This window comes from Clostridium ganghwense (assembly GCF_026735165.1).
GTDB lineage: Bacteria > Bacillota > Clostridia > Clostridiales > Clostridiaceae > Clostridium_H > Clostridium_H ganghwense.
Map to the genome: position 1 here is coordinate 386,186 of NZ_JAPQES010000001.1, position 25,202 is coordinate 411,387.

24 protein-coding genes and 1 riboswitch are annotated in these 25,202 nt (G+C 28.8%); of the genes, 2 read left to right on the forward strand and 22 right to left on the reverse strand.

What is annotated here, in order from left to right; all coding sequences use genetic code 11:
• Positions 1-65: 65 nt before the first annotated feature.
• Positions 66-236 carry a hypothetical protein gene (locus OXH55_RS01735; RefSeq protein WP_268047695.1) on the forward strand — a complete coding sequence of 57 codons (171 nt, stop codon included), beginning with the start codon at positions 66-68 and terminating at the stop codon, positions 234-236.
• A 79-nt stretch (positions 237-315) separates the two neighbouring features.
• Here OXH55_RS01735 and OXH55_RS01740 read toward each other — a convergent pair whose 3' ends face one another.
• From OXH55_RS01740 to OXH55_RS01800, 13 genes are all read right to left on the reverse strand, one after another.
• Positions 316-1,404: a glycerol dehydrogenase gene (locus OXH55_RS01740; RefSeq protein ID WP_268047696.1), complete on the reverse strand. Its 1,089-nt coding sequence runs from the start codon at positions 1,402-1,404 to the stop codon at positions 316-318.
• Between the two features lie 10 nt (positions 1,405-1,414).
• Complete coding sequence (gene nagZ, locus OXH55_RS01745) at positions 1,415-2,680, reverse strand: beta-N-acetylhexosaminidase (protein WP_268047697.1); 1,266 nt, start codon at positions 2,678-2,680, stop codon at positions 1,415-1,417.
• Between the two features lie 292 nt (positions 2,681-2,972).
• The gene (locus OXH55_RS01750) at positions 2,973-3,542 is read right to left on the reverse strand and encodes a hypothetical protein (protein WP_268047698.1); all 570 of its coding nucleotides are present in this window, start codon (positions 3,540-3,542) and stop codon (positions 2,973-2,975) included.
• Positions 3,543-3,703: 161 nt separating this feature from the next.
• The gene (locus tag OXH55_RS01755) at positions 3,704-3,886 is read right to left on the reverse strand and encodes a hypothetical protein (RefSeq protein WP_268047699.1); all 183 of its coding nucleotides are present in this window, start codon (positions 3,884-3,886) and stop codon (positions 3,704-3,706) included.
• A gap of 113 nt (positions 3,887-3,999) precedes the next feature.
• A complete protein-coding gene (locus tag OXH55_RS01760) occupies positions 4,000-4,275 on the reverse strand; it encodes a DUF2691 family protein (protein ID WP_336296761.1) in 276 nt (91 codons plus the stop codon).
• 15 nt (positions 4,276-4,290) lie between these two features.
• The gene (locus OXH55_RS01765) at positions 4,291-4,626 is read right to left on the reverse strand and encodes a YqfO family protein (RefSeq protein WP_268049004.1); all 336 of its coding nucleotides are present in this window, start codon (positions 4,624-4,626) and stop codon (positions 4,291-4,293) included.
• A gap of 36 nt (positions 4,627-4,662) precedes the next feature.
• Positions 4,663-5,820 carry an amidohydrolase gene (locus OXH55_RS01770; protein ID WP_268047700.1) on the reverse strand — a complete coding sequence of 386 codons (1,158 nt, stop codon included), beginning with the start codon at positions 5,818-5,820 and terminating at the stop codon, positions 4,663-4,665.
• Between the two features lie 164 nt (positions 5,821-5,984).
• Positions 5,985-6,503 carry a GNAT family N-acetyltransferase gene (locus OXH55_RS01775; protein WP_268047701.1) on the reverse strand — a complete coding sequence of 173 codons (519 nt, stop codon included), beginning with the start codon at positions 6,501-6,503 and terminating at the stop codon, positions 5,985-5,987.
• Positions 6,504-6,824: 321 nt separating this feature from the next.
• Entirely contained in the window at positions 6,825-8,240 is a 1,416-nt protein-coding gene (gene uhpT / locus OXH55_RS01780) for a hexose-6-phosphate:phosphate antiporter (protein WP_268047703.1), read from the reverse strand.
• Between the two features lie 382 nt (positions 8,241-8,622).
• Entirely contained in the window at positions 8,623-8,910 is a 288-nt protein-coding gene (locus tag OXH55_RS01785; protein ID WP_268047705.1) for a hypothetical protein, read from the reverse strand.
• Between the two features lie 65 nt (positions 8,911-8,975).
• On the reverse strand, positions 8,976-10,664 hold the full coding sequence (locus tag OXH55_RS01790) for an NAD(P)H-dependent oxidoreductase (RefSeq protein ID WP_268047707.1): 1,689 nt from the start codon (positions 10,662-10,664) through the stop codon (positions 8,976-8,978).
• 4 nt (positions 10,665-10,668) lie between these two features.
• The gene (locus OXH55_RS01795; RefSeq protein WP_268047708.1) at positions 10,669-11,223 is read right to left on the reverse strand and encodes a PadR family transcriptional regulator; all 555 of its coding nucleotides are present in this window, start codon (positions 11,221-11,223) and stop codon (positions 10,669-10,671) included.
• Between the two features lie 200 nt (positions 11,224-11,423).
• Complete coding sequence (locus OXH55_RS01800; RefSeq protein WP_268047710.1) at positions 11,424-11,699, reverse strand: hypothetical protein; 276 nt, start codon at positions 11,697-11,699, stop codon at positions 11,424-11,426.
• A gap of 68 nt (positions 11,700-11,767) precedes the next feature.
• Between OXH55_RS01800 and OXH55_RS01805 the strand changes: the two genes are divergently transcribed.
• Entirely contained in the window at positions 11,768-12,166 is a 399-nt protein-coding gene (locus OXH55_RS01805) for a (deoxy)nucleoside triphosphate pyrophosphohydrolase (protein WP_268047712.1), read from the forward strand.
• 98 nt (positions 12,167-12,264) lie between these two features.
• Here the strand turns inward: OXH55_RS01805 and OXH55_RS01810 are convergent, their stop codons facing one another.
• The 9 genes from OXH55_RS01810 to OXH55_RS01850 all read right to left on the reverse strand — a co-directional run bounded on the left by OXH55_RS01810 (position 12,265) and on the right by OXH55_RS01850 (position 25,132).
• Positions 12,265-13,098 (reverse strand): 5'-methylthioadenosine/S-adenosylhomocysteine nucleosidase, encoded by an 834-nt coding sequence (locus OXH55_RS01810; RefSeq protein WP_268047714.1) that lies wholly within the window; start codon positions 13,096-13,098, stop codon positions 12,265-12,267.
• Positions 13,099-13,224: 126 nt separating this feature from the next.
• Positions 13,225-13,326, reverse strand: a riboswitch (purine riboswitch).
• A 186-nt stretch (positions 13,327-13,512) separates the two neighbouring features.
• Positions 13,513-14,535 (reverse strand): DUF4179 domain-containing protein, encoded by a 1,023-nt coding sequence (locus OXH55_RS01815; RefSeq protein ID WP_268047716.1) that lies wholly within the window; start codon positions 14,533-14,535, stop codon positions 13,513-13,515.
• 1 nt (position 14,536) lies between these two features.
• Entirely contained in the window at positions 14,537-15,091 is a 555-nt protein-coding gene (locus tag OXH55_RS01820; RefSeq protein ID WP_268047718.1) for a sigma-70 family RNA polymerase sigma factor, read from the reverse strand.
• 172 nt (positions 15,092-15,263) lie between these two features.
• A complete protein-coding gene (locus OXH55_RS01825; protein ID WP_268047719.1) occupies positions 15,264-17,378 on the reverse strand; it encodes a methyl-accepting chemotaxis protein in 2,115 nt (704 codons plus the stop codon).
• Positions 17,379-17,681: 303 nt separating this feature from the next.
• Positions 17,682-18,734 carry an AI-2E family transporter gene (locus OXH55_RS01830; protein WP_268047720.1) on the reverse strand — a complete coding sequence of 351 codons (1,053 nt, stop codon included), beginning with the start codon at positions 18,732-18,734 and terminating at the stop codon, positions 17,682-17,684.
• A gap of 75 nt (positions 18,735-18,809) precedes the next feature.
• The gene (locus OXH55_RS01835) at positions 18,810-20,408 is read right to left on the reverse strand and encodes an amidase family protein (protein WP_268047721.1); all 1,599 of its coding nucleotides are present in this window, start codon (positions 20,406-20,408) and stop codon (positions 18,810-18,812) included.
• 23 nt (positions 20,409-20,431) lie between these two features.
• A complete protein-coding gene (locus OXH55_RS01840) occupies positions 20,432-22,225 on the reverse strand; it encodes a glycerophosphodiester phosphodiesterase (RefSeq protein WP_268047722.1) in 1,794 nt (597 codons plus the stop codon).
• 182 nt (positions 22,226-22,407) lie between these two features.
• A complete protein-coding gene (locus tag OXH55_RS01845; RefSeq protein WP_268047723.1) occupies positions 22,408-24,375 on the reverse strand; it encodes an FtsX-like permease family protein in 1,968 nt (655 codons plus the stop codon).
• Positions 24,365-25,132, reverse strand: coding sequence for an ABC transporter ATP-binding protein (locus tag OXH55_RS01850; RefSeq protein ID WP_268047724.1), 768 nt, complete (start codon positions 25,130-25,132; stop codon positions 24,365-24,367). The genes OXH55_RS01845 and OXH55_RS01850 overlap by 11 nt, the downstream gene beginning before the upstream one ends.
• Between the last annotated feature and the right edge of the window lie 70 nt (positions 25,133-25,202).

Below are 25,202 nucleotides of genomic sequence, written 5' to 3' on the forward strand. Positions count from 1 at the left end.
AATATATATAATTAAATTACAAAGTGAAGTTAAGAAATCCAAAATAAATTATAGAGGTGATTTAAATGAAAATGTTAAAAAATTTTTATGATAGATTATTTAAAAATGTTGAAGAAAATGAAATATCAATAATAAGTCATTTAGAAGAAATAAAAGACAAACTTGATAATGATGAAAAGTATAATAGAGAAGCAGCAGAAGCTCTTATAACTATACAAAACATGTTTACTATATAATGTATTTCTTAAAATATAAATAAAACCTCCTAAGAACTTAAATTCCTAAATTCTTAAGAAGTTTTATAAATTTTATAACTTAAAGTTTGCTTTTGCCTAATTCATCAGCCTTTAATATGGCTGCACACACCTTTTCAGCATCAACGTGGAATGGCATATTCTTTGTAGATTGAGTTTTAACACAAGCAGCATCCGCAACCTTTTTTATATTTTCCATACTTATATCTGTAACACCCAATTGCTCCAATGTTACAGGCAACCCTACTGATATGCAAAAATCTATTACTTCATTTAATTCAGCTGCATCCTCCAGTACAAGCTGCACTATTGTTCCAAAGGCTACCTTCTCACCGTGATAAGCTCCGTGAGCTTCAGGTAAATGTCCAAATCCATCATTTATTGCATGCGCTGCGGCAAGTCCACCGCTTTCAAATCCCACACCACTTAAATATATATTAGCTTCAAGCACATTTTCCAATGCTTCTGATACTATTCTTTGTTCATTATCTTTCTTAGCTTGTACTCCATCTTTTATCAGTGTTTTATAGCAAAGCTCTGCCATTGCATAAGCTGTATTTGTGCTTTGTCCTCTTGCCATTGTTCTTGAACCAGAGTTTTTAACGGCTCTAGCCTCAAAATATGTTGCCAAGGCATCTCCCATTCCTGCTACTAACATTCTTATAGGAGCATTAGCTAATATTTCTGAATCAACAAGTACTAAATCTGGATTTTTCTTGGTGAAAAGTGCTTTTATTACAACACCCTCATCGTTATATATAACTGCAATTCCACTGCATGGAGCATCATTTGATGCTATAGTTGGTACTATTACTACAGGTATATCAAGGTTGTCTGCAACAGCTTTTGCTGTATCTATTGTTTTTCCACCACCTGCTCCTATTACTATATCACATTCTGATTTTCTGCAAGCCTCTACAGCTTTATTTATCTCATCTTTTGAACATTCTCCGCCAAAAGGTGAAAATGTTACAGCTGCACCCTCTATATCTTTCATGCTTTCTTCTATTATTTCACCAACTCTTTTATAGCTATTTTCGCTTGCTAACAAAAATATTCTACTTCCCAATTTTTTTATGTGTTTAAATATGTTCTTTAGTTCACCTTTTCCCTGTATGTATTTTGCAGGGGATTTTATTATAGTTGCCATAATATTCCTCCTATTTATATAATTTATTTAAAATTTCTTTATGTTTTTGATTTCCTACTACTTTTAATTCTTCTTCTTTATTAACAGCATTATTTAAACCATACTTTTCTTTTAATTTAATAATTCGTTTTACACTTTCATCAATTCTTTTCATACTAAGCTGTCCACAATTTACTTCCTTCTTTAATTCTTGTAATACTTCAATTTGCTTTTCTAGAGTATGACACACTAAAACAACATCTGCTCCTGCTTTTACAGCTTCTACTGCTGCATTTTTAATACTATAATTATTAGCAATAGCATCCATTTCCATATCATCTGTAATTATAACTCCATTAAATTTCCATTCATTTCTTAAAATATCTGTTAATACTTTTTTAGATAAGGTAGCTGGTTTTTTGTTGATATCAATTTTGGGCAAAACAATATGTGCCGTCATAACTGCATCTGCTCCCTTATCAACTGCATTTTTAAAAGGAATCAATTCAAAATTATCCAGCCTTTGTTTATCATAATTTACAACCGGTAATCCTATATGAGAATCTACATTGGTATCTCCATGACCCGGGAAATGCTTTACTACTGAAATAACATTTGCATCTTGTAATCCCTTCATAGTAGCAGTTCCTAAGGTGCTAACTATTTTAGGCTCAGTTCCAAAGGATCTATTCCCTATGACCTTGTTTTTAGGATTGCTGTATATATCTAATATAGGTGCAAGATTCATATTAAAACCAAAAGCTTTTAACTCTGTTCCTATAACTTTACCTATTTCATAAGATATTTTTTCATCATTTACCCTTCCTATAACTTTATTTGAAGGAAATTTTGTAGAACCTTTAGGTAATCTTTCAATCCTTCCGCCTTCTTCATCAACAGTTATAAACAATGGTAACTTATTCTTTGAATTTATGCTTTTTATGCTATTATTTAAATTTAAAAGTTGTTTTGAATTTTGTATATTTCTTTCAAATAAAATAACCCCACCTATTTTATAATCCTCTATTAACTTACGAAAATCAGGATTAACTTCATATCCATTAAATCCTACAATTATCATTTGCCCCAATTTTTCTTCTAAGAATAAATCATCTATCATATCATTTAATTTTTTTTCTTCCAAATACTCAGGATTGTCAAATTCCTTCTTTTCTTGTTTTTCTAGTATTTTTTTTGTTTTACCTTCCTGAAAGTTATTAGTATCTTTTATATGTACTATTTTATATCCCGCCACTATTGTTAAAACTATTATCATTAAAATCAATATTCTTTTCATTTTGTATTTCCTTTTAGAATTTTTTATTTTTTCATACATACTATAACATATAAATACAATTTTTCACACATTAAACTTGTCTGTAATCTGTGTCTAAGTGGTACTACTCAAAACATAAACAAAACTTCCTAAGAACTTAAATTCTTAAGAAGCTTGACACCCTCCACTACTCTTTCCAAGCCAATAAAATAGGAGCTAGTGCTCCTATTTTAAGACATAAAATTTTGCTATTATGACTTAACTACTTCTTTGATTTTTAACCTTTTGTATCGTAATTTAAGAATATTGTGTCTTATAACTTACTACTTAATTTTTTTAAAATCATTAATTCTTCTTTTATCAAACTTTTTCTATATTTTTCACCATCTTGAATTTTTTCTTGCATAGGAAAGCTAGATTTATTATCTAAATAATATTTCAAATTTAAATAAGCGCCTATAGGAAATTCATATTCATACCACATTTCTTTATAACCTATGAATCCATGCTTTTCTAATAATAAGTCTAGTGCTTTCACTACTTCACTTAAAAATTGATTTAAATTACATATTTCGTCTATATCAATAGTTCCATTATCATTATCTTCATCTTCAAAACATTCTATCTTAATTCTGATTTTATCTAAATCAACTAATTCTAAAGTCCATTGAGTTTCTGCTGGTTCTTCACTCCAAACAACAAATTCTTTATTATCTGGTGCTCCTTCATAATAATCTAATTCAGGAATAATTCTTAATAAAGCATTTAACAAATCTCCTAATGCGTCTGATAAGTAACTTGGTGAAGAATAACTCTTTTGACCATTTATTTCAATATTTACCTCTGCCCATCCCACACCTAATAATTCATATGTAAATTTCAATTTTTATCACCTGACCTTATTTATTCTAATATTTGTTACGTGATATTTTACGATTATGATTTAATTAATTTATATTCATTATTACATAATTTCTTTATAATATAACTTATATGTTTTCTTGATTATTACCCTTTTACTCCGTAATTTAAGAAAAATACATTTTAAGTACTATGTCTATTTTTAAATTTTCTTAATACTTCAATAGAGACCAAAACAAACACTATTAACATTGTAATCCCATAAAAATAGTGTTTGGATTTTATATTCAATACTGCCACTATGAGTGAAAGCAGAGCTGATATCATAAGTGATATTTTCCCTTGTCCTTCGTCTTCTTTTGTCATAATAAATCTCTCCCTCGTCTAATATAAATAATCTTCATCATTCCTTACAATTTTATCATAACTCATTGTATCATATTTGCTTCGCATTTTTAGAAAATCACAAAGTATATTATCTATTCAATGTAATATTTCCGTTGAAGCAACTCTTCTTCACTAATATACTTTATATCTTCATATTCCTCTGATAGAGCATAATTATACATACTCGATACTAATTGATTATTTTTGCACCAAAACATAATATAAGAACAGTCATATACTGCGAGTGCTATTTCACAATCACTTCCTATTTGATCTATAAGTTTATATATAGTTAAGTTCTTGATTGTAAATTTAAGAATATAAAAACTCCCGCAGTACTTTTCATTACTACGGGAGATATAATATATTAGATTATGGAGTTTTTATATATCATTTGGATTTAATATAGGAATTATATTTATAACAGATTCTTCATACGGATGAACTTTTTTAATTGTATCAACTGCTTTTTTTACTATTTCTTTTTTGCAGCAAAATTCTACTTTACACTCTTCTGCTTCACATATTTCACCAATTGTGCCTTCAAAAGGATCAGCACCATCTAAAGGTCTCCAAGAACCAATAACCTTATACACTGACATACAATTATCATAATTTCCGCCTATGGTAAGTGCCCCTATATCATTAAGACTTCTTCTTAATTCTTTCACATATTCTTCTGGGATAAAGGTTTCTATTTTGAAAATATTAAACTGCATATTATATATTCCTTTCAACAAAATTTATGGAACTATTTACTTCTTTATTATTTTCCCATTTACCATTACCATTTCAACCTTGCTTCTTAAATCAAAAGGATGTCCTGTAAAAACAACTATATCTGCATCTTTACCCTTTTCTAAACTTCCTACCTTATCATCTATCCCAAGAATTTCAGCTGGATTGATAGTTATAGCTCTAAGAGCTTCTTCTTCCCCTAATCCTTCTCTTGCTGCAATAGCTGCACAAACTGGTAGGTATTGCAGTGGAATTACAGGATGGTCTGTCATTATGGCAACTTTAATTCCTTTCTCTTTAAGTATTCCTGATGTTTCAGAAGTGCGATTTCTAAGTTCTATCTTTGATCTGTTAGATAAGTTTGGACCTATGATGATTCCCTTTTGATAACCTTCTTTTAGATAATCACCTATAAGATGTCCTTCTGTGCAGTGATCTAGAGTAATATCAACATCAAATTCTTTAGCAATTCTAAGGGCTGTTAAAATATCATCAGCTCTGTGTGCATGTGCTTTTAAAGGTATTTCTTTTCTTATAACCTTTGAAAGAGCCTCCATTTTTATATCAAATTCTGGAGTCTTCTCTCCTTCATTATTTGCTTTTTCCTGCTTTTCAACGTATTTTTGTGCTTTAATCAAACTCTCCCTTAATATAGCTGCTGTTGCCATTCTTGTACTTGGACTTTTCTTCAAATTGTTATAGCATCTCTTAGGATTCTCTCCAAAGGCACACTTCATAGCCACACACTGCTCTAATATCATATCATCAATTCTGTCCCCATGAGTTTTAATAACTGCAAATTGTCCTCCTATAACATTGGCACTGCCTGGCCCTGTTGCTACAGTTGTTATTCCTCCTTCTAATGCATCTTTAAAACATACATCCATAGGATTTATAGCATCTATGGCTCTTAAATGTGGTGTAACTGGATCAACAATCTCATTTCCATCAGCACCTTCAAAGCCCATTCCATCTTCCCACATACCAAGATGACAGTGTGCATCTATCATTCCTGGCATAACGAACTTACCTTTTATATCAATAACTTCAGCATTTTCAGGAATATCTATATTAACTCCAATATCCTTTATTTTTCCATCTTCAATTAATATCATACCATTTTCGTAATTTTCCTCAGCCATAGTATATATATTGGCATTTTTAATTAAAATCACATCTATTCCCCCTAGCTTTTAAGTGTTATTGTTTTTATTTATAAGTATATTTTATCACCATTGTATTTTTTTATAAATTGTTGATTTATGTATTTAAAAATAGGTAATCCGTTTTCGGATTACCTATTTATTCATATACTGAAAAACTTTATTATATCAGGTTATTAGCATACTGATTTAATAAATTCCCAGTAAATTAATTCATTGTCTCTATTAACTTCTTTCAATCCAGCCTTTTCTAATATTCGAGCAGACGACTTGTTGCTAATCAAACACTCAGCCTTAATAACTTTAACACTTTCTTGAAAATTTAACCAATCTATAATAGCATTTAAAGATTCAGAACCGAAACCTTTTCCTCTTTCATGCTCTACTAATCCAAATCCAACTTCAACTTCGCCCTTTTCATTAGGTTTTCCATGAAAACCTATATCTCCAATTATTCTCTTATTATTTCTGTCTACTATCATCCAAGTTTCAAATCCAGTTGGTATTTTACTCTTTTCTAATGAATTGTTTATAATTGGTAAAATATCCATTGTATCTTCTGTAGGCCACTTTTTATCACATTTAATTCCAAGTTTCTCAATTTCTTTACTACTTCTACTTATTAAAGATTTAGTTATTTTCAATGTTATAGGTATTAATATTAACCTATTTGTATATATATTTTTTAAATTCATCTTATTTTCCACCTTTCAATATAAAAAATAACTTATAGAAATAAAGGTGGATTAATACCTGTAAATCTAACTTAAGTAATAAACCACCTTATTTCCATTTATAAAACTTTTCATAAAACCAACTCCTGTTACAATTTATTATAAAAAGATACAAATATAATATATCCATCCTTTTGTATAAATTGTATTATATGTCTAATTAAATGTAAATAGGTTGCACTAAAACTTAAGTAAAAGTTCTTCATTATGATTAATGCTACAAGAAAAAGGTTCACAATTTTTATGCATTATATTACATAAAAATCGTGAACCTTTATACTGCTAAGCAGCTAACTTTTCTTCTATTGGTTCCCTCTTCACTCTTCTTATTCTCTTCTCTTCTTCATAAGCAACAAGTAAAAGAAGAATAATTCCTAAAATAAGCGCTCCATAAAATACTGTAAATACATCATGCCATCCATGAAGATTTATGCTTCCAATATTTATACCACCTGCTTTTGGATCTGCTATTTTTGCCAATAAAACTTTAGCTGTAGAATCTCCAAATAAATATCCAAAGGTACCACTTAAACCGTTTGCTACTGCAATAGATTTTTTAGGAGTAAATCCTACAAGTGATATTCCAATTAATAGTTGAGGTCCAAATATTAATGTTCCAAGACAGAATAATGAAACATTTACCATTGTAATACTTGTAGCCTTCATATATCCTAGCACTGCAAAACCAGTTAACACTAAACAGAATACAGCTACAAGAGCTCTTCTTCCTTTTAATAAATCAGATATAAATCCCCAACTAAGACTACCTAAAAGTGCTCCCATTTCAAAATAGAATATTGTATTTACTGCTTCATTTATTCCAAAATGTAGTTGTTCTGTAACATATAATGGTGCCCAGTTATCAATTCCGATACGTACTATGTAAACAAATATATTAGCTACACATAAAATCCAAATCCAAGGATTCTTTAAAATATATGTTTTAAATATTTCAAACTTACTCATTTCTTCTACTTCTACATCATTCTCATTCTTAGCTTCACCAAATATTTCTTCTGATGAATTCCATCCTAATTCTTGAGGTTCATCTTTTCCAATGAATAATATACTAAAACCTACTATAATTGCTATTACTGCTGGTACTATAAACATTCCAGCTACTTTTCCATGGAAAAATACATTTGCTCCAAATAACGCTAATATCCCTGCTACTCCTCCACCAATGTTATGAGACATGTTCCAAAATCCTAAATATCTTCCTCTTTTTTCAGTTGGAGTCCATCTAGTAATTGTAGAATAGGCACTTGGACCACCAGGTGCTTGGAAGAATCCACTTAATCCCCATAATACTAAAACTACACCTGTAGGCTTGTTACCCGTCAATAAAATAACTCCAATTGCCAAAACTATAGTAGCTGACATAATTAGCAGTACTGATACTGCACGTTTTGCGTTTCTACCATCAATAATATAACCTAAAACAGTTTTTCCAATAGCATAGGTTATAGAAAAACCAAAACCTATATATCCAAGTTCTGTTGTAGTAAATCCTAGCTGATCTTTTAATAATGGTTGAGCAGCTTTAAAATTGTTTCTAACTAGATACATACATGCATACGCTACAAACACAACAAAGAATGCTTTAAAAAACTCTTTACCCCATTGCTTTCTTTGTTCTTCAAGGGGCACATATGGTTCTTTTTTCTTAATACTAAAAAAGTCCGATACTTTACTCATTTTTACCACTCCTGTCATAACCATTTACAATTTAAATTTGTTGTTAATCCTTTTCATTTCTTAATCCTCCTATATAATAAATTTTTAATTTTTCATAAATATTGCGTAAATGTTTCACAAATGTAACATTTTGTCGTTTCCAAAATATTTTTATTATTTCTTCTATATATTTTTAGCTATTATTACTTTTATTTTTTTCTTTTCTAAAATCCTATAATATTCCTAATATAGAAAATTTAATATTTTACTTAGATTATCTATTTTTGTAAAATAAAAAAACTCCCTAAGAATTCAGATTGCACAATTCTTAAGAAGTTTCCTTAACTTTCTTATTTTTAATTATATATATTACATTCTCAATGTAATATATATAATTAAATTATTAAGCAGTTTCTTTTTTTCTTTTTCTACGACTTAAAGATAACCCACCAAATCCACTTATAACAGCCATATAAAATCCAAAATCATACAACCATCCACTATTTGCGACCTGATATATACGAACATTCTCATCAAATATTCCCATAATAAGTTTTATTGGTGCTATCCATCCATGCCATATACCACTAAAAAATCCACCTATATTAGCTCCTGAGCCTCCATCTTTAAATATCGCTAGTAAAGTAATAGCCCATATTATAATCCATACATGTTTACGTTCTAATTTCATAATGATACCTCCATAAATTTTCAACTTTATATCTTCAATATTAATTAAATTTTTCTTTATGATAATTACTTTCTTCTTCTTCCTCCTGCTACATATTTAGGATACCAATTTGAAAACCAATTAGTAAATTTCAATGCACCAAAAGTTAATATATATATAGCTGGTGTAAATTCTAATAAACTAAATTCTTTCAAAATAGCAAACAAGATTCCCTGTATAATAAATATTACACTCCAGAATAATGTTAAAACTTCATTTGTCTTAGTAAATAAGATATTTCCTTTAATATTCCCATTAAAATCAAACTTCGAATAGTCAGATGTCAGTGGTGTTTCATTGAACAGCGAAGCACCCCATATTAAAGCTATGGCAAAGTAATTTATAAGGGCACCATCTGACTTAAGTAATGAAGTTCCTACAGTTTGAACTATTGCTAGTAAACCAAAATATTGAAAGCTCATTTGCTCAAAATAAGTGACTTCTTTATGCTTTTTCTTTGCCATTACTATTAAACAACTAAGCAGCAGCGGAATCCAAACCCCAAAGAAAGTACTAAAAGTAATACTTGACCATGATATAATCCAAGGTATAAAGGTTATTCCCATCCATTTTTGTCCTTTTATTCCCAGGATTTTATCCTTCTTAGGCTCTTCATTTGAATCATTAGCTTCTTTTGAATCATCTGATCCAAAAATTTTTCCCATAGCCATCATGAAATTCAGATCTCCCTCAATACGATAAAGACCATCCATCATAGCTTTTGCACCTTCTAGTTCTCCATTTGAAATTTTAAGCCATGTCTCATAAGTAGTAATAATTTTTGTTGTAAAAGAATTACTAGCACCTTCAACTAACTCACATACTTGATCCTTGATTATAAAATGATGAGTTTCTTTTAAATCTGTAAACTCAAATTCAAGTATAGAATCTATTCCTTTAGCATTCTCACTAACAAAACTTTGCCTCATAAGCTTTAAATATGAAAGTCCCTTTTGTTTCTTATTATTTTGTGTTCTTTCATCACCCTTTGTCACACTTTCAGTATCTATATCATTATTAATATCCCAGCTTAAATTTGCCATTTCAATAAAATCATCAACAGGAACTAAAGGTTGATTAAGCATTTCTTTTGTACTAGATTCAATCTTTCCATTTCTGGCATATTCAATCCCAGCTTGTCCCAAAGTATCTGAATACCACTTTAATCTTCCCTTCATAGCATTTTGGGATAATAATTCTCCCATCACACAACAAATACTTTCATCTATATTATTTTTCGTAATTTTATCAAATGACTCTTTTAATATGTCGAAGTTGCTAAAATCCGGGAAACCACAATTGGAAATAATTATATTTTTACTTTTAATTCTTTTATATCTTATTGGATGAACGTATTCACCATCTTCTTTAACAATAAATGGTTCCGCTAAAGGTAAAGTTCTTTCAACAAATGTTTTTAAAATTGATGTCATACCATAATGATATACCGGTGTTGCCCATATTACTAAATCAGAATCAATTAGTTTTTGTAATAAATTCTCCATACCATCTTTATGTATACATTTTCCTGGAGTTTTAGTCCAACAAGTAAAGCATCCTATACAATTTTTTATATTCTCTTTGTGAAGTTCTATATACTCTATTTGACTTTCTAATTCAACAGATTGATACCCCTTTAAAAAACCATCAATTATTTTTGCTGTATTTCCATTCTTACCCCTAGGACTTCCATTAACGATTGTTATTTTTTTCACCCTATTAACCCTCCTCTGCTTCAAGTAACTCCATGCAATCATCAACCCACTGAATATTGGACTCAGCTGTAAAATGTCCTCTCTTTATTGCCATTAACCAATACATTTTCTCACCTTTTTTACCAGTTAATTGTTCTCTATAATCAAGTTCTCCTTCTGCTTGTTTTAATCTTCTAGAAAATTCTTCGTTAATTTTTCTATACTCAATGAGTTCTTTTTTTAAAATATCTTTATCTCCATTTGACCCAAAAAATACTCTCATGGTCATTTCATCACGTATTTTCATAGCATTCTTCACCGAATGCTCATCTAGCCAACTAATTAACTCTCTTTTACCATCATCAGATAGTGTAAATATTTTTTTATTCGGCTTATCTTTTTGTACTACATATTCTGAAGTTACCCACTCTTTTTTCTCAAGAGTATCTAATTCTCGATATATTTGACTGGTTTGTGTGTTCCAAAAAAAATTTAGTGATTCATTAAACAACTTCATAACATCATATCCTGTCATTGAACCATATGACAATAATCCTAATATTCCATGTTTTAATGACATTTTTAACCTCCTCAAATCTTAATAGATTCACAATATTATATTCTACATGTATTATATTATACATGTAGAATATAATATTGCAAGGATTTTTTATTAAAACTTAAAATAATATTTTCAATGGTTCTTATAAATAGTCAAATTATAGTGAATTTAAATGAATTGAAAAAAGATTTTGGTGTTAAAATGCTCTACCTATGTTCTCATTTCAATTCATCTTCATCACATATTCTTCTTGCTCTTATATATACCAATATAGTGACTAATAATACTGGAATTTTTATAGGTGGAATATATAAATAACTAAGTACATCTTCAATACCTGAAATTACATTTAAACTAATAGGTACAACAAATATGGCTAATGCAAATGCAACTCTTCTATAATCACTTAAGTTAAATATATATTCAATACATTTTAAAATAACATAATAGTACACAGTTATTTTTATGTATGATGTTATTACCCATACTACCAAGACTTTATGAAACCTTAATAATTGATATTTTTTTCCTCATATGTTAATCTAACCTGGAGGTGTTTAAGATGAAAAAATTAATAAAAGTTGTTGGTGCAATAATTGAAAATGATAATAATGAGATATTGTGTGCTCTTCGTTCCCCTAAAATGAGTCTTCCAAACATGTGGGAGTTTCCTGGTGGAAAAGTTGAAAAAAATGAAAATCTTGCCCAAGCTATAATAAGAGAAATTCAAGAGGAACTAACGTGCTCCATTGAATATAAAGAAATATTTAATGATAATACACATGATTATGAAAAGTTTATTGTAAACCTTATAACAATCAAATGTAAAATCAAAGAGGGTACGCCTATTGCTGATGAGCACTCTAAGCTTATATGGCTTAAAAGAGAAAATCTGAAGTCTTTAAGATGGGCGCCAGCGGATATTCCTGCAGTAGAACAGCTAGCAAATGAAAAAGTATAGTTTTAGATTAAAACTATACTTTTTCTGACTTTCTATAAAAATATTAACTTTTCTTGTCTCTTGCCAATATTATTAGTAATAAAATATTAGAAAGAATTTTACTTTGAATATTCCTTAATTAATGTTTTTGTTACTTCAACAACAAATTGTTGACAATATTCTCCTGAATTTCTATCATAGTCCTCATTATGTACTTCACTGTTAGATAATATTCTAATTCCTAGGAACGGAACATTATATGTTTTCGCAATCTGAGCCGCTGAAGCTGTTTCCATCTCTTCTACTGATGTTCCATACTTTTCATTAATCCATTTGATTCTATCTAGCTCACGATTCCATTGATCAGCAGATCCAATAACTCCCTCTACTACTTTACCTTTGTTATATACATTTGCTACACTTTTAGCAGCTTTAATAAGTTGAGCATCCCCTTCAAATTCTTTAACTTCCTTCATTTCACCATTTACATTCACATTGATATCCATTGGAATCCAATTTTCAGAGTGAATTCCTTGACCATAGTCGCTATGCTCAGATCTAAAAGATCCAAAATTAACAGCTTTTTTTCCTATAACAATATCACAACGATGCAAAGCAGGATCATGTCCTCCAGAAGTTCCTTGATTGATTATTGCTCTAGGATTAAATTTTTCAATAGCTAATAGTGTTGATGCTGCTGCATTTGTCATACCTATTTCTGTTTTAGCAACAACTACAGGAAACTCATCTATCGTTCCCTTCCAAAACTTCCAACCTCCATATGTTATTTCTTCAACATTTTTCAGTTGTTTTACCATATTTTCTGTTTCTACATCCATTGCACCTTGAATTACAATTGGTCTAGAACCTTCTTCATTTTTAGGTTTAGTACATCCTATAAATACCACTGTCATCAAAATTGCTAAAATTACTGCTAAAAAACTTTTTTTCATGTCCATATCTCCTTTTCTTATGTAAAATAATGTATTAAATTTATGAATAAGTGTTCTTTTAATTTTATATAAAAAGAAAACACCTTATTTACATTATTGGTATAAGGTGTTAGATATGTCATATATGCATGACAATAAAACACTTATAGCCAAAACTATTTACGGTAGTTGGTAGAAACATTTAGCCCATATTGCTAAATTTATATAAGCGAACATTATTTATGTTTTTTTGTAAAATGTTTGTATTCAATATTATACACTAGACTTTTACACATTTCAACATGTAATTTGATATGTTTTAATATATATTTTCAATAAAAATCCGTACAATAACGTTTAAAAACAAAAATTTAATTAATATAAAATAGCCATGACTGCAATTTAACTTTGCAATCATGGCAAATAATGAAATACCTATTTTGATAAATCTATTGTAAACTCCTTACCAACTTTTTTAAAATCATTACTCATTCTGCCACTTTTCTCAGGAAACTTAACAGCATAAGGAGTAAGTGTTAATATTTTTGCATTTTCATTAAGGTTTCCATGGATAGTAGTTAACTTGAATATTCCATTACTAGCAGTTTCTCTAGATGCGTAAAACTCAATTTTATTTCCTAAATCATCATGTCCTCTTAATACCATATCATAATCAGTACCTTTAGGAGTTTTAGAGTAATAAATCTTTTGTCCTAAATTATTACTAGTATATTTTTCTAAAATAATATTTTGACCATTTTCAAGTGTAAAAGTATTATTAAGTGAAATTTCCTTAGTGTCTAATTTTAATTCATCTCCATTGGTCTTAAATTCAAACACCCAACGTCCTTTTTTTGTCTTTCCATTAATTCTTGCATTTGAAAACACAGCTTTAATGTTTAAATCACCACTAAAATCATTTTCCTCTAAGTCATAAGACATTATATCCTCTACTGTGTATTCATCTATTTTTCTTGAACCTCCACCGCATGCATCGCTTACTTCTTTTCCATTTATATAAATATCAGCAGTTATTGGTAATGAATCCTCCCCTATTTTTTCACTGTATTTTCTAATAGATGAAATAATAAGTTCGTCTTTATCCAAAATAACTTCATTTAATTTAATAGTTATACCATTGTTAGTTATTGATTTATCTATAACAGTCTTATATTCATCTAAGCTTTTTTCTATTCCCAAATGACTTGCTATATCATAAACAATTGTATTTGCACATGCCCAAACTTGATTGCCTAAATTACTTCCAACTAATCCTATGCTTAATATAGCTATTGAAGCAATTATTGCACCTTTTTTATATAGGGTATTTTTATTTCTAATTGATTTTTTAAAGTTCTTTTTAATCTTTGCTTTTTCAATATCACTAAAATCTTCTATATCATATTCATTTAAGTCTATTTCAACTTCATTTAACATATCATATATATTTTTTTTCATTTTATCCCCTACTTTCCATAATATTAAACATCTTTTTTAGTTTTCTTTTCCCTCTAGATATTCTGTTATAAATTATCTCTCTTTTTAAACCTATCTCCTTGCTTACACAATCAATCTCCTGCTCCTTAACATACAACTTAATAAATAACTTTTTATCTTGTTTTTTTAAGCAATTTAAGAGTTCATCCAAGTCCCTGTCTAAATCGTTTTTTATAACTTCTTTACAAACATCATCTTCTACTACTATTTCTATCTGATCTATATCTTCATTTTTTAAATCTCTTAAATACTTCCGTCTGCAATCAATAGTTTTGTACTTTGCTATTCCTGCTGCCCAATTTTTAAAAGTACTTTTATCTTCATTAAAACTATCTATATTGTTCCAAATTCCTAAAAGTATATCATTTATACACTCTTCTTGATGACTTTCAAGGTTATATAAATGTTTTTTTACAATAGATTTAATAATCCATCCATAATTATCTATAACATATTCCAAAGCCCTCTCATTCTTTTTTTTCAGCTGAGGAACAAAATTCTCTTCTGTAATTTTCATGCATTTCCCTTCCTTCTAAATAATAAGCTTATTACTTGAATTATTTTCCCTTACACCTAATACTTCGTATTATATATTACATTATCTATCAATGAAGTTATAAAACTTTGATGCCTTGTTATTTTTCTACAAATAAAAAACTAAAGCCATTCGGATGAATGACTTTAGTTTTTTAACTCACTTTAAATTTTTCAATCTCTTTTTTAAGATTTTCAATTAAATTCTTTGTGTTTTCAGTATAAGTAGATATTCCTTCTAATCCTGCTAGTTGTTCTTCAGATGATGCTGCTATTTGTTCTGTATTTGCTACTGCTTCTTGAGTTGTTACTGACATATTACAAAGAGAATCTATTATTTCATCTTTATTATTTTGTACTTCCATTGTGTATTTCTTTAGTTTATTAATTTTATCAACAAACCTTTCTAGCAATTGAGAAGTATTGTTAAATATTTCATTTGTGTTGCTAATTGTTTTATTTTGTTCTTCTATTATTTCACTAAATTCATTCATTGTAGATGTTGCTTCACTAGATTTCCCTTGTATATTATCAAGTAAAATTTTTATATCATTTGTTGCTTTAGATGTTTCTTCTGATAATTTTCTTATTTCCTCTGCAACAACAGCAAATCCTTTTCCTGAACTTCCAGCTCTAGCTGCTTCAATACTTGCATTTAAAGCTAATAAATTAGTTTGTGCAGCTATACTATTAATTAATCCTATAATCTTTCCTGCACTATTTGCATATTCATTAGTATCTTGTATCACATTTGCTATTTCTAAAGTTTTTTCATTACTTTCTTTGGTTCTAACATCTAGTAATTTCATAATTTCTATTCCATCGTTAGTTAATTTACTTGTGTCAGAAGAAATATTAAAGACATCAAAAACTAACTCATTAGAATCATTAATTTTATCGCCCAAACTATTTGCTTTTTCTGATAATATTTCAATGCTATTACATTCCCCCACTATACTACTTGAAATTTCATCTATACTTTTTGATACTTCACACACAGTTTTATTTGATTGATCAGCCATATGTGCTACCCCTTCAAAAGCTTCATCTACTTCCTTAAAGGATGTATTTATCTTAATTAAAATATCTTTTATATTGCACTGCATTTTGCTAATAGAGTCTCCTAAAACTTTAAACTCATCATTTCTTTTTATAATTTCCTCAGGTATTTCTTCCATAAAATTACCTGTTGATAAACATTTTAAGTGGTCAGAAACTTTTATTAAAGGCTTAGTTACTTTCTTTAAAACAATATATATAAGTATTAAAAGGAATACCAATAAAATTATAGTAATAATTACAGTATATTTTTTTACCATGTTTGCTTCTTTTTTAATTTTAGATACTGGAGTATCTACAATAAGAGACCATGGTGTTTTAACATTTCCAACAAAAACAGGTGCATAAATTCTATATGCCTCTTCATTTAAATACTCAGAATATACAAATTCTTCCGAATTTTTCCCTTGTTGAATTATACTCATAATGTGTTCTTTTTCTTTATTATCATCCTTAAATACTGGTTTTCCTAACAACTCTTTATTAGGATTTGTAATATAAGTTCCATTATAGGCAACTAACCTAACACTTATATCTGGATTATCTTTTGTAAGCTCCATAATATAGTTTTGAAATGATTCTAATGTTATATCTGCTGCTACTAATCCACAAAATTTATCTTTATGCACTATAGGTGATAATACACTTGTAAATAAAATCTTTTTTCCAGCTACAGTATCAAAATAAGGATCAAACATTATTGGTTGCTTGTCACTCTTCATGTTTTGAAAATATTTACCTGGTGTAAAATCTGATTCAATTGGTTCATTAATAATTTCGCCTCCATTTCTTACAAAAAAAGTTACATATCTTCCATTATTGATTTGACCTTTTTTTCCAGCAAAATTAGCATCATTTCCATCAATACCATTATTATCAGCAATTACGTATATACTATTTACATCTTTATTTCCTTTTAAAGCAGCTATCTGCATATAATCTAATTGAGTTCTATTTACATTACCATAATCCATAATTCCATCTATAGTTGATGCTAATGTAGCTGTAGTTTGTAATGTATTTTCCATTCTTTGTTTAATAAACGTCCCATATTTATAAGCTAAATTTGATGATTCTGCATAAGCCTTCTCTTCAGTTATTTTGCTTATTTTTCTACCTATAAAAGCACTCACACTAATAGAAAATATGAGTATTACAATAGATACTACCATCATTACTTTAAATGAAAAACTTTTAAACTTAATTGTCATTCTCTCTTCCCCCTTTAAAATAAAAAAAGTCAGCACAAAAAAATTTTAAATTTTTTTACACTGACTTCTTCAAAGCTTAATTTTAAAAATTTTCTCTAAAGTCTTATCAGATCGTTATATTTAATTTTTATTATAAATTAAACGTTTTCTCTAATAGCTTTTTATTTCTATCAAGAGCATTCTAACCGTTATATTTATATATTACCTCAAAATAACTTTATTGTAAAATAATTATCTAAATTGGCATGTTTTAGACATTTGTGATAAATTTTGGTAAAATGTATCGAATTATGAATATGACTCTTATTTTACCCAAAATTCATTTACATCCCTAATAATAACTTTAATAACTGCATACACTGGTATGGAAATAAGCCCTCCAATAAACCCAAGCAGTGTAACGGATACAACTACTAAAAAAATTATTGTAAGAGGATGAATTTGTAAATTTTCACCAATAACCTTTGGTGTAACAAGATTTCCTTCAATCTGCTGAACTATAAAAGTTACAATAAGTACTTTAACTATTAAAGTCAGTCCTCCACCTGCTGCAATAATAAGAGCTGGTATTATGCTTATTATAGGTCCTACCACAGGTATTATTGAAAAAATCATTGTTATAATTGACAGTATAAAATAATTTGGCAATTTTATAATTAGATAACCTATAAATGTGAAAATTCCAATGACTATGCAAACAATAAGACGTCCAGATATATATGTACTTAAAGTTTTATCTATATGCTTTAATACTATTTTAAATTTCTTTTCATTCTTTAAAGAAAAGTTTTTGAAAAAATTCTTTGAAAGCTTTTCATCATCTCTCAAAAGGAAAAACACAACAATAGGAATTAATAAAATTATACTAATAAAATTAGTTATTCTACTAATTATTTTTACTGTACCTGTCTTTGCCCCTCTAAGACCGCTCTCTAGAAATCCCCAAGCCCTCTCTTTTAAATCTTCAACATTTATAAATAAATCAAATCTATTCTTCAATATTCCCTCAGCATTTTTTCTTATTTCTTGAAATTTATCTAATATATCCTTTGAGAACTCTAAAAATTGTTCTCTTATAGATACTCCACCATAAACTCCTATGACAGCAAAAATACTTACTATCAGTAAAAATACAATTAAAACAGAAATATTTCTATTTACATTCTTGCTGTCAAAAAATCTAATTATTGGGCGCAGCATATAATATAATAAACCACCAATAATAAAAGGATAAAATATCAATCTAATCAATATTTCTAAAGCTTCAACTAAAAATGGCATATAAGAAAATAAAAGCATAATTATCAGAATTAATATTATGCCTATAGAATATTTATAAAATCTATTTAGTTTCATTCAATCAACTCCATGCAAATCATATTTTATTCTTTAAAATATGATTTGCATAAAAAAGCATTTTATTCTTGAAGTCTACTTATCAATTGTTGGTGGAATTCTATGTTTTGTACCCAATTCATAAGAATAGCTAATTGTTAATAAATTCATGTCATCATATTTTGTTCCTACAAATGTTACTCCATATGGTTCACCATTTGACCTGTATCCGCTTGGAACAGTAATAGCTGGATATAATGCAGGTGCATAAATTCCTGAAAGCTCATTACTTATTGATACCAATGCATCTAAGTCATATTTTTCAAGGGTTTTATCTATTATCTGCGAACTTATTTTGCGGTTATTTTGTACAATTTTTTCATAGTCATCTTTTGATATATTGGCTTTTAAAGCATCTTCATGTAATTGTGCACCATATGGCATCCTCTTTTTAGGATCTTCATTGTTAAATTCTAAAACTTCCCCCAATGAATGTACATTTGTTATAACATCTTCATTGTCTAAATAAGCTTTAACATCATGAACTATACCATAGTTTAATACAGGCATTTGATCAATTTTAGATTCATCTCCTACAAGTTCTACGTTAATTACTTCTGCACCTAGTTTTTTAAGTTCTTCAACTAAACCTTTTTTCTCAACACTTCCATCATCTATAATTCCAAGTCTCTTTCCTTTTATATAATTATTATTTGAATTAATGTTATTAGATACAAACTTAACTGCGTCTTTTGTTATTAGATCATTTGAATCAACTCCAACAACATGATCAAAAACCTTCTTTACATCCAATACATTTTTCCCCATAATACCTACTGTATCTTGTGCCTCAGATATTGGTATTACCAAATCTCTACTCAAAAATCCAACAGTTGGCTTTAGACCAACCACCGAATTTTGTCCGGCTGGATGAATCATGGAGCCAGCAGTTTCAGAGCCAAGTGTTACTGAAGCAAAGTTTAAACTCTCAGCAGCTGCTGAACCTGAGCTAGAACCTCCAACGTCAAATTTACCGTACGCATTCTTGGTTTGTCCTCCTAATACTGAAAATCCATTACTTGAAGGCATTGACATAAAGTTTGCCCACTCACTTAAATTACATTTACCTAATATAATACCACCTTGGTCTTTTATCTTTTTAACAACAAAAGAATCCCTTTTCGTTTTGAGGTCTTTAAGAGCATATGCTCCTGCTGAAGTGTTCATGTCAGCATCTGAGATATTATCTTTTATAAGTACCACTGCCCCAAAAAGTTCACCAACTTCAAATCCACTGTTAATTTTTTCATCTAGTTTCTTAGCATATTCTAAAGCTTTAGGATTAATTTGTATCACAGTATTGTATTTATTGTCATATTCTTTTATTCTACTTACATAATATAGGACCACTTCCTTGCAAGAAATCTGACCTTTTCTAATAGAATTTTGAATTTCATCTATACTCTTTTCAAAAATAAGTTTATTTAATTCCTTCATTCTTAAATCACTTATATTACTTAGCTCTTCCTCATAAGCACTAAAATCCAGTGGTCTCTTTAGTGTAGATACCACTTCTTCACTATACTGTAATTTCACCTGATTAAGCCCTCTTAAAATATTAACAAAAAAATATACACATACTAATGCAACAACGCCAATAACACCCAAAATACCTATTAACAATTTCTTTTTCATACATCGATCTCCTTTTGTGTTTTTCACTTTTTATTCCATATTTCCTTTACACTCGTCTTTTTCTCATTAATTAATTCTCTTAAAGATTTCACATTATCAGTTATAATATTATCAACTCCATACTCTAAAATATTTTCCATGCTTTCAGTTGTATTTATAGTCCATACATGTACTTCTCTACCAATTGTATGGGCATTAGTGACAAACTTCTCATTAACATTAGTTTCTTCCACACTGTAAAAATCTACATTTAATTTTTCTAAATTACCAAGTGCGATAAACATAATGTACCCAGTTTTTATTCTTGGCTCAAGACGCTCAACTTCTTCAATAGCCTTATAATCTAAAGAGGTTACTACACACCTGGATATAAAATCTTTTTCCTTAATCAGCCGTACCACATCTTCAACTAAAGTTGTATCCGTATTATTTGTTTTGATTTCAATATTTAAACGAATTTTATCCTTAGAATAATCTATAACTTCTTCTAAGGTAGGCACATTTTCACCTTTAAAATTTTCATCAAACCAAGAGCCAGCATCTAATTTTTTTATATCACTAAGCTTTAATTCCCCTACAGTTTTATCTACACCTGTTGTTCTTTTAAAACTTTTATCATGGAGCAATACCAGCTTTCCATCTTTTGTTTGCTGTACATCTATTTCAGCATAATTAGCTCCATTTTTAATAGCGGCATTGATTGCAGCCAATGTATTTTCAGGAGCATCAGTTGAACTTCCTCTGTGAGCAGTTATACTCACTGCATATTTAGTATTTTCCATTTCATCAATTACTACATAGATATATAGTGTTGAAAAAATAATGCTTCCAATAAGAACTGAAGATAATATATATTTATTTTTTATTAGCTTATCAACAAAATTATCTTTAAATTTATAAGATAATGTAAGTTCCTCTTCTTTTCCTTTAGAAACATGAAGATACATTTTTGTCAATATTATTGTTTGAAATGGTGTTAAAAGGAAAAGAATAGCAACGAATATTACAATTCCAATTCCTATTAGCATAAAAAATAATATCTCCTGAGAAATACTTTGAAGAACAAATAATAAAATAATTGAAGCTAATAAATAGATTACTGCACCTACTAAAAAAACTATCACGTTAAATAATCCCATTATAAAAATATATTTAAGTATGTAACCAAAATTATTTTTTACTAATTTTGAACTTTCTTTTAATGGATATTTCACTTTTTCATTGTTTTGTATCAATATATTTAAAGAAAACATCCATCTAATAGAAAGAATAATAAATATAATAGAAATTATTGCTAAATACACCTGATAGGATAATTTTGAATTTATCACATCCATAATAAATCCCGGTATTTTTATATTTTGAAGGACACTCGTTGTTAAATCATTATTTATAAAAGGCGCAATTAAAAACAGATAAAACACTATAAATATACCGTCAATTCCGAATAAATATTTAATTTTACCAACACAATATTTAACTATACTTTGAAAACTACTTTCTTTATATCCTAGGATACTCTGATAACTAATAACCAGTAGCCCCCCAAGCTCAATCAGTATCACCAATAATCCTAAAACAAGCCCTACTAAAATTAAAATAATCCCTTGAGGTGAAAGTATAAATTTTTGAATAAGACCATTGGTTAAATATTCATAACCTCTACTTCTCATTAATACCCCTGATATAAAGTGAAAAAATGGCAGTAGTATAATGGATAAGATAATTTTTGTACCAATTTGATATTTAGCAAATCTCCTTATATTCATCATCAGGATTTTTACATTTTCCTTGTATTCTCTATATAACGCTTTCATTTTTTCTCTCTCCTATTACAATTTATCACCATGATACCTCCTTCATTTATACATTATTTTTCATAATTATATTATATTTTGTCAATATTAATTTCTACTTAAACAACGCTTAAATATATCTTAAAATTACCATAAAAAACAGCCTGACTAACATCAAAACCAATGTTAATCAGACTGCTCAATTACTTATTAATAATACTTTTACTACCCATGAAAGTGGCAATAAAATATGCACCATAAATTGAAACGATAAACCCTGCTGTAAGGAATATACTTCCCAAAATATTTACTTTAGCAGAATATTCAATTAAATCATGAACAACTGTAAGTCCTACAATTGAATGAACAACCGCTAAGCACAGTGGAAGTACAAAATAACAAGCTATTTGCATGAAAAGTGCCTTGTTAATCATACCTTTATCTACTCCAAGCTTTAATAGCAGGTCGTATCTTTTCTTATTATCCGCAGCTTCTGAAAGCTGTTGAAGTGCCAATATTGCTGTACTTGTAATTAAAAATACAAATCCAAGATAAATTGCAAGAAAAGAAACTAAAGCTTTTGTTGAAATAGATTGCTGATATATTTGTGTTTTAGAAATATAGTAGCTAAAACTCCATTTTTTATGATCTTCAGCTTTAACATATTGAGAAAGTTTATCATCTAACTCATCTGCACCTTCTGAAGTAAAACAATCTATATTCGCTAATACCATACTCGGATTCATGTTAGAAATCATACCATCATTAACAACAAAATATGTGGATGAAAAGTTATTAGTAGATAGTTTTTGAACTTCACCTTGTGGATATACTTTTTTACCATCAATCTCAATAGCAGTATTATTTTCTACTGCTTCTTCAAGATGCGGCAGTAGCATTTCATTCTTTGACACAATAATATATGAGTTATCCTTTAATGTTAAAGGCTCCTTATCCATCATTGCTAAAATCTCATTATAGTCTGTTAAGCTAATAAAGCTTAGAGGAAATTTAAACTTATTCTCCCCTCCGTCTGGGGTATGTTTAAAGATATCATCGTAATTTATACCCACTGCGTTATATTCGGTATATTCATCATATTTCTTAATGTAATCCATTGCGTTTATATTTTGGGGAAGATTATCAATAATGGATTTTGGTGTTTCGTCACACTTTATATGAAATGTGAAATCAAATGGAACAGTTTTTCTCAAATCCGTAGAAAGCACATTTTCCATACTAATACCAGTAGAAAGAATTCCTATAGTTAATAGCAGAAGAATACAAACCACAGACATAGATACAAAGTTTGTGTTAATTTTGCTGTTAAGCTGTCTTAAAACAAACATATTCAAATTCTTAAAATAAAGATTCTCATTTTTCTGTATCAGCTTTATTGAAAATCCTGTAAGAGAAAAGAAAAATAAAATCGTTCCCATTGTTCCAAATATGATTGAACCTGTAAACATCCAGTTTAAATCCTTCATTCCATTTTTTATAATAAGATAATACGCACAGCCTAAGCACATAACAGAAATAATAAACAGTACAAATGAAACCATTATATTTTTAATTTTTAAAGTTTCGTTTTTTCTATCACCATAAATCAAATCAATAAGTTTATATTTTGAAATAGCGGCAGTATTAAATACTATAACTGTTATGAATATAATCCCAAAATATAAAATGCTCTTTACTACTGCATCCATAGAAAAAACAAACTCGTATGCAGTTAAATCAGCCTCAAATATTTTTGCTGTGAATACTGACATAAACTGTGATAAAAACACACCTGAAATAATCCCTATTATCAAAGCGAAAATTGCAATCAATGAGGTTTCCAAAACAAGAATAGCTGAAATTTTACTCTTTTCCATACCAAGTGCAAGATAAACACCTAGCTCTTTTTTTCGCCGTTTAATAAAAAAGTTATTGGCATATACAATTAGAAAACCCAAAACAACTGCAACAAATATTGAAATATATTTCAGTACTTGTGTCAGAGTCTTCATGGCAGCATGTTGTGTTTTAGTAACTTCCATAATCCCCTGTTGGGCTTCAATGGAGTTAAACATGTAAAAAACGCATACTCCAAAGGCCAATGTAAAAAAGTAAATGGCATATTCTTTAAAGCTTTTTCCAACATTTTTGAAGGCAAGTTTAGTTAACATTGTTTAGGTCACCCCCAAGCAGAGAAATCACTTCCATAATTTTATCGAAAAATTCTTTTCTTGTATCATTTCCCCTAATAAGTTCGTTAAAAATCTTTCCATCCTTAATAAAAAGAATTCTTCTACAGTAGCTTGCAGTAAAGGCGTCATGAGTTACCATTAAAATAGTAGCTTTCATTTCATCATTTAGTTTCTCAAAGCTTTCAAGCAGCATTCTTGCTGATTTTGAATCCAGTGCACCTGTAGGTTCATCTGCTAAAATAAGAGATGGATTAGTAATAATTGCTCTTGCACTGGCAACACGCTGTTTTTGTCCTCCTGACATTTGATATGGATATTTATTTAAAACATCTTTTATGTTCAGTTTCTCTGCAACTGCCTGTACTCTCTTATTAATCTGATTTGCTGGAGCCTTCAATATTGTAAGAGCAAGTGCAATATTCTCATAGGCAGTAAGTGTGTCCAGCAAGTTAAAATCCTGAAAGATAAATCCAAGTTTTTTACGTCTAAATTTAGATAATGCTTTTGATTTAATTTCGGTAATATCTTTATTATCAATATAAATATGTCCTGATGTTACTGTGTCGATGGTAGATATGCAGTTAAGTAATGTTGTTTTGCCGCTGCCTGATGCACCCATTATTCCAATATATTCACCTTTGCTTACATCAAAGCTTATGTTATCTACAGCTTTTGTAAGGTTCCCTTTTCCACCATAGTATTTTTGAATGTTTTGTACTCTTAAAATTGTTTCCATTATTAGTCCTCACCTTTCTATATTATCTTGTGTTAAAATCCATAATTTTTTTCATTATAAATCCTTCAAA

Excerpts from the sequence above, each read along its gene's own strand:
- OXH55_RS01735 (WP_268047695.1), top strand. The coding sequence starts at position 66 with ATGAAAATGTTAAAAAATTTTTATGATAGATTATTTAAAAATGTTGAA.
- OXH55_RS01740 (WP_268047696.1), bottom strand. The coding sequence starts at position 1,404 with ATGGCAACTATAATAAAATCCCCTGCAAAATACATACAGGGAAAAGGT.
- nagZ (WP_268047697.1), bottom strand. The coding sequence starts at position 2,680 with ATGAAAAGAATATTGATTTTAATGATAATAGTTTTAACAATAGTGGCG.
- OXH55_RS01755 (WP_268047699.1), bottom strand. The coding sequence starts at position 3,886 with ATGACAAAAGAAGACGAAGGACAAGGGAAAATATCACTTATGATATCA.
- OXH55_RS01765 (WP_268049004.1), bottom strand. The coding sequence starts at position 4,626 with ATGCAGTTTAATATTTTCAAAATAGAAACCTTTATCCCAGAAGAATAT.
- OXH55_RS01775 (WP_268047701.1), bottom strand. The coding sequence starts at position 6,503 with ATGAATTTAAAAAATATATATACAAATAGGTTAATATTAATACCTATA.
- uhpT (WP_268047703.1), bottom strand. The coding sequence starts at position 8,240 with ATGAGTAAAGTATCGGACTTTTTTAGTATTAAGAAAAAAGAACCATAT.
- OXH55_RS01785 (WP_268047705.1), bottom strand. The coding sequence starts at position 8,910 with ATGAAATTAGAACGTAAACATGTATGGATTATAATATGGGCTATTACT.
- OXH55_RS01795 (WP_268047708.1), bottom strand. The coding sequence starts at position 11,223 with ATGTCATTAAAACATGGAATATTAGGATTATTGTCATATGGTTCAATG.
- OXH55_RS01805 (WP_268047712.1), top strand. The coding sequence starts at position 11,768 with ATGAAAAAATTAATAAAAGTTGTTGGTGCAATAATTGAAAATGATAAT.
- OXH55_RS01810 (WP_268047714.1), bottom strand. The coding sequence starts at position 13,098 with ATGAAAAAAAGTTTTTTAGCAGTAATTTTAGCAATTTTGATGACAGTG.
- OXH55_RS01815 (WP_268047716.1), bottom strand. The coding sequence starts at position 14,535 with ATGAAAAAAAATATATATGATATGTTAAATGAAGTTGAAATAGACTTA.
- OXH55_RS01820 (WP_268047718.1), bottom strand. The coding sequence starts at position 15,091 with ATGAAAATTACAGAAGAGAATTTTGTTCCTCAGCTGAAAAAAAAGAAT.
- OXH55_RS01825 (WP_268047719.1), bottom strand. The coding sequence starts at position 17,378 with ATGACAATTAAGTTTAAAAGTTTTTCATTTAAAGTAATGATGGTAGTA.
- OXH55_RS01830 (WP_268047720.1), bottom strand. The coding sequence starts at position 18,734 with ATGAAACTAAATAGATTTTATAAATATTCTATAGGCATAATATTAATT.
- OXH55_RS01835 (WP_268047721.1), bottom strand. The coding sequence starts at position 20,408 with ATGAAAAAGAAATTGTTAATAGGTATTTTGGGTGTTATTGGCGTTGTT.
- OXH55_RS01840 (WP_268047722.1), bottom strand. The coding sequence starts at position 22,225 with ATGAAAGCGTTATATAGAGAATACAAGGAAAATGTAAAAATCCTGATG.
- OXH55_RS01845 (WP_268047723.1), bottom strand. The coding sequence starts at position 24,375 with ATGTTAACTAAACTTGCCTTCAAAAATGTTGGAAAAAGCTTTAAAGAA.
- OXH55_RS01850 (WP_268047724.1), bottom strand. The coding sequence starts at position 25,132 with ATGGAAACAATTTTAAGAGTACAAAACATTCAAAAATACTATGGTGGA.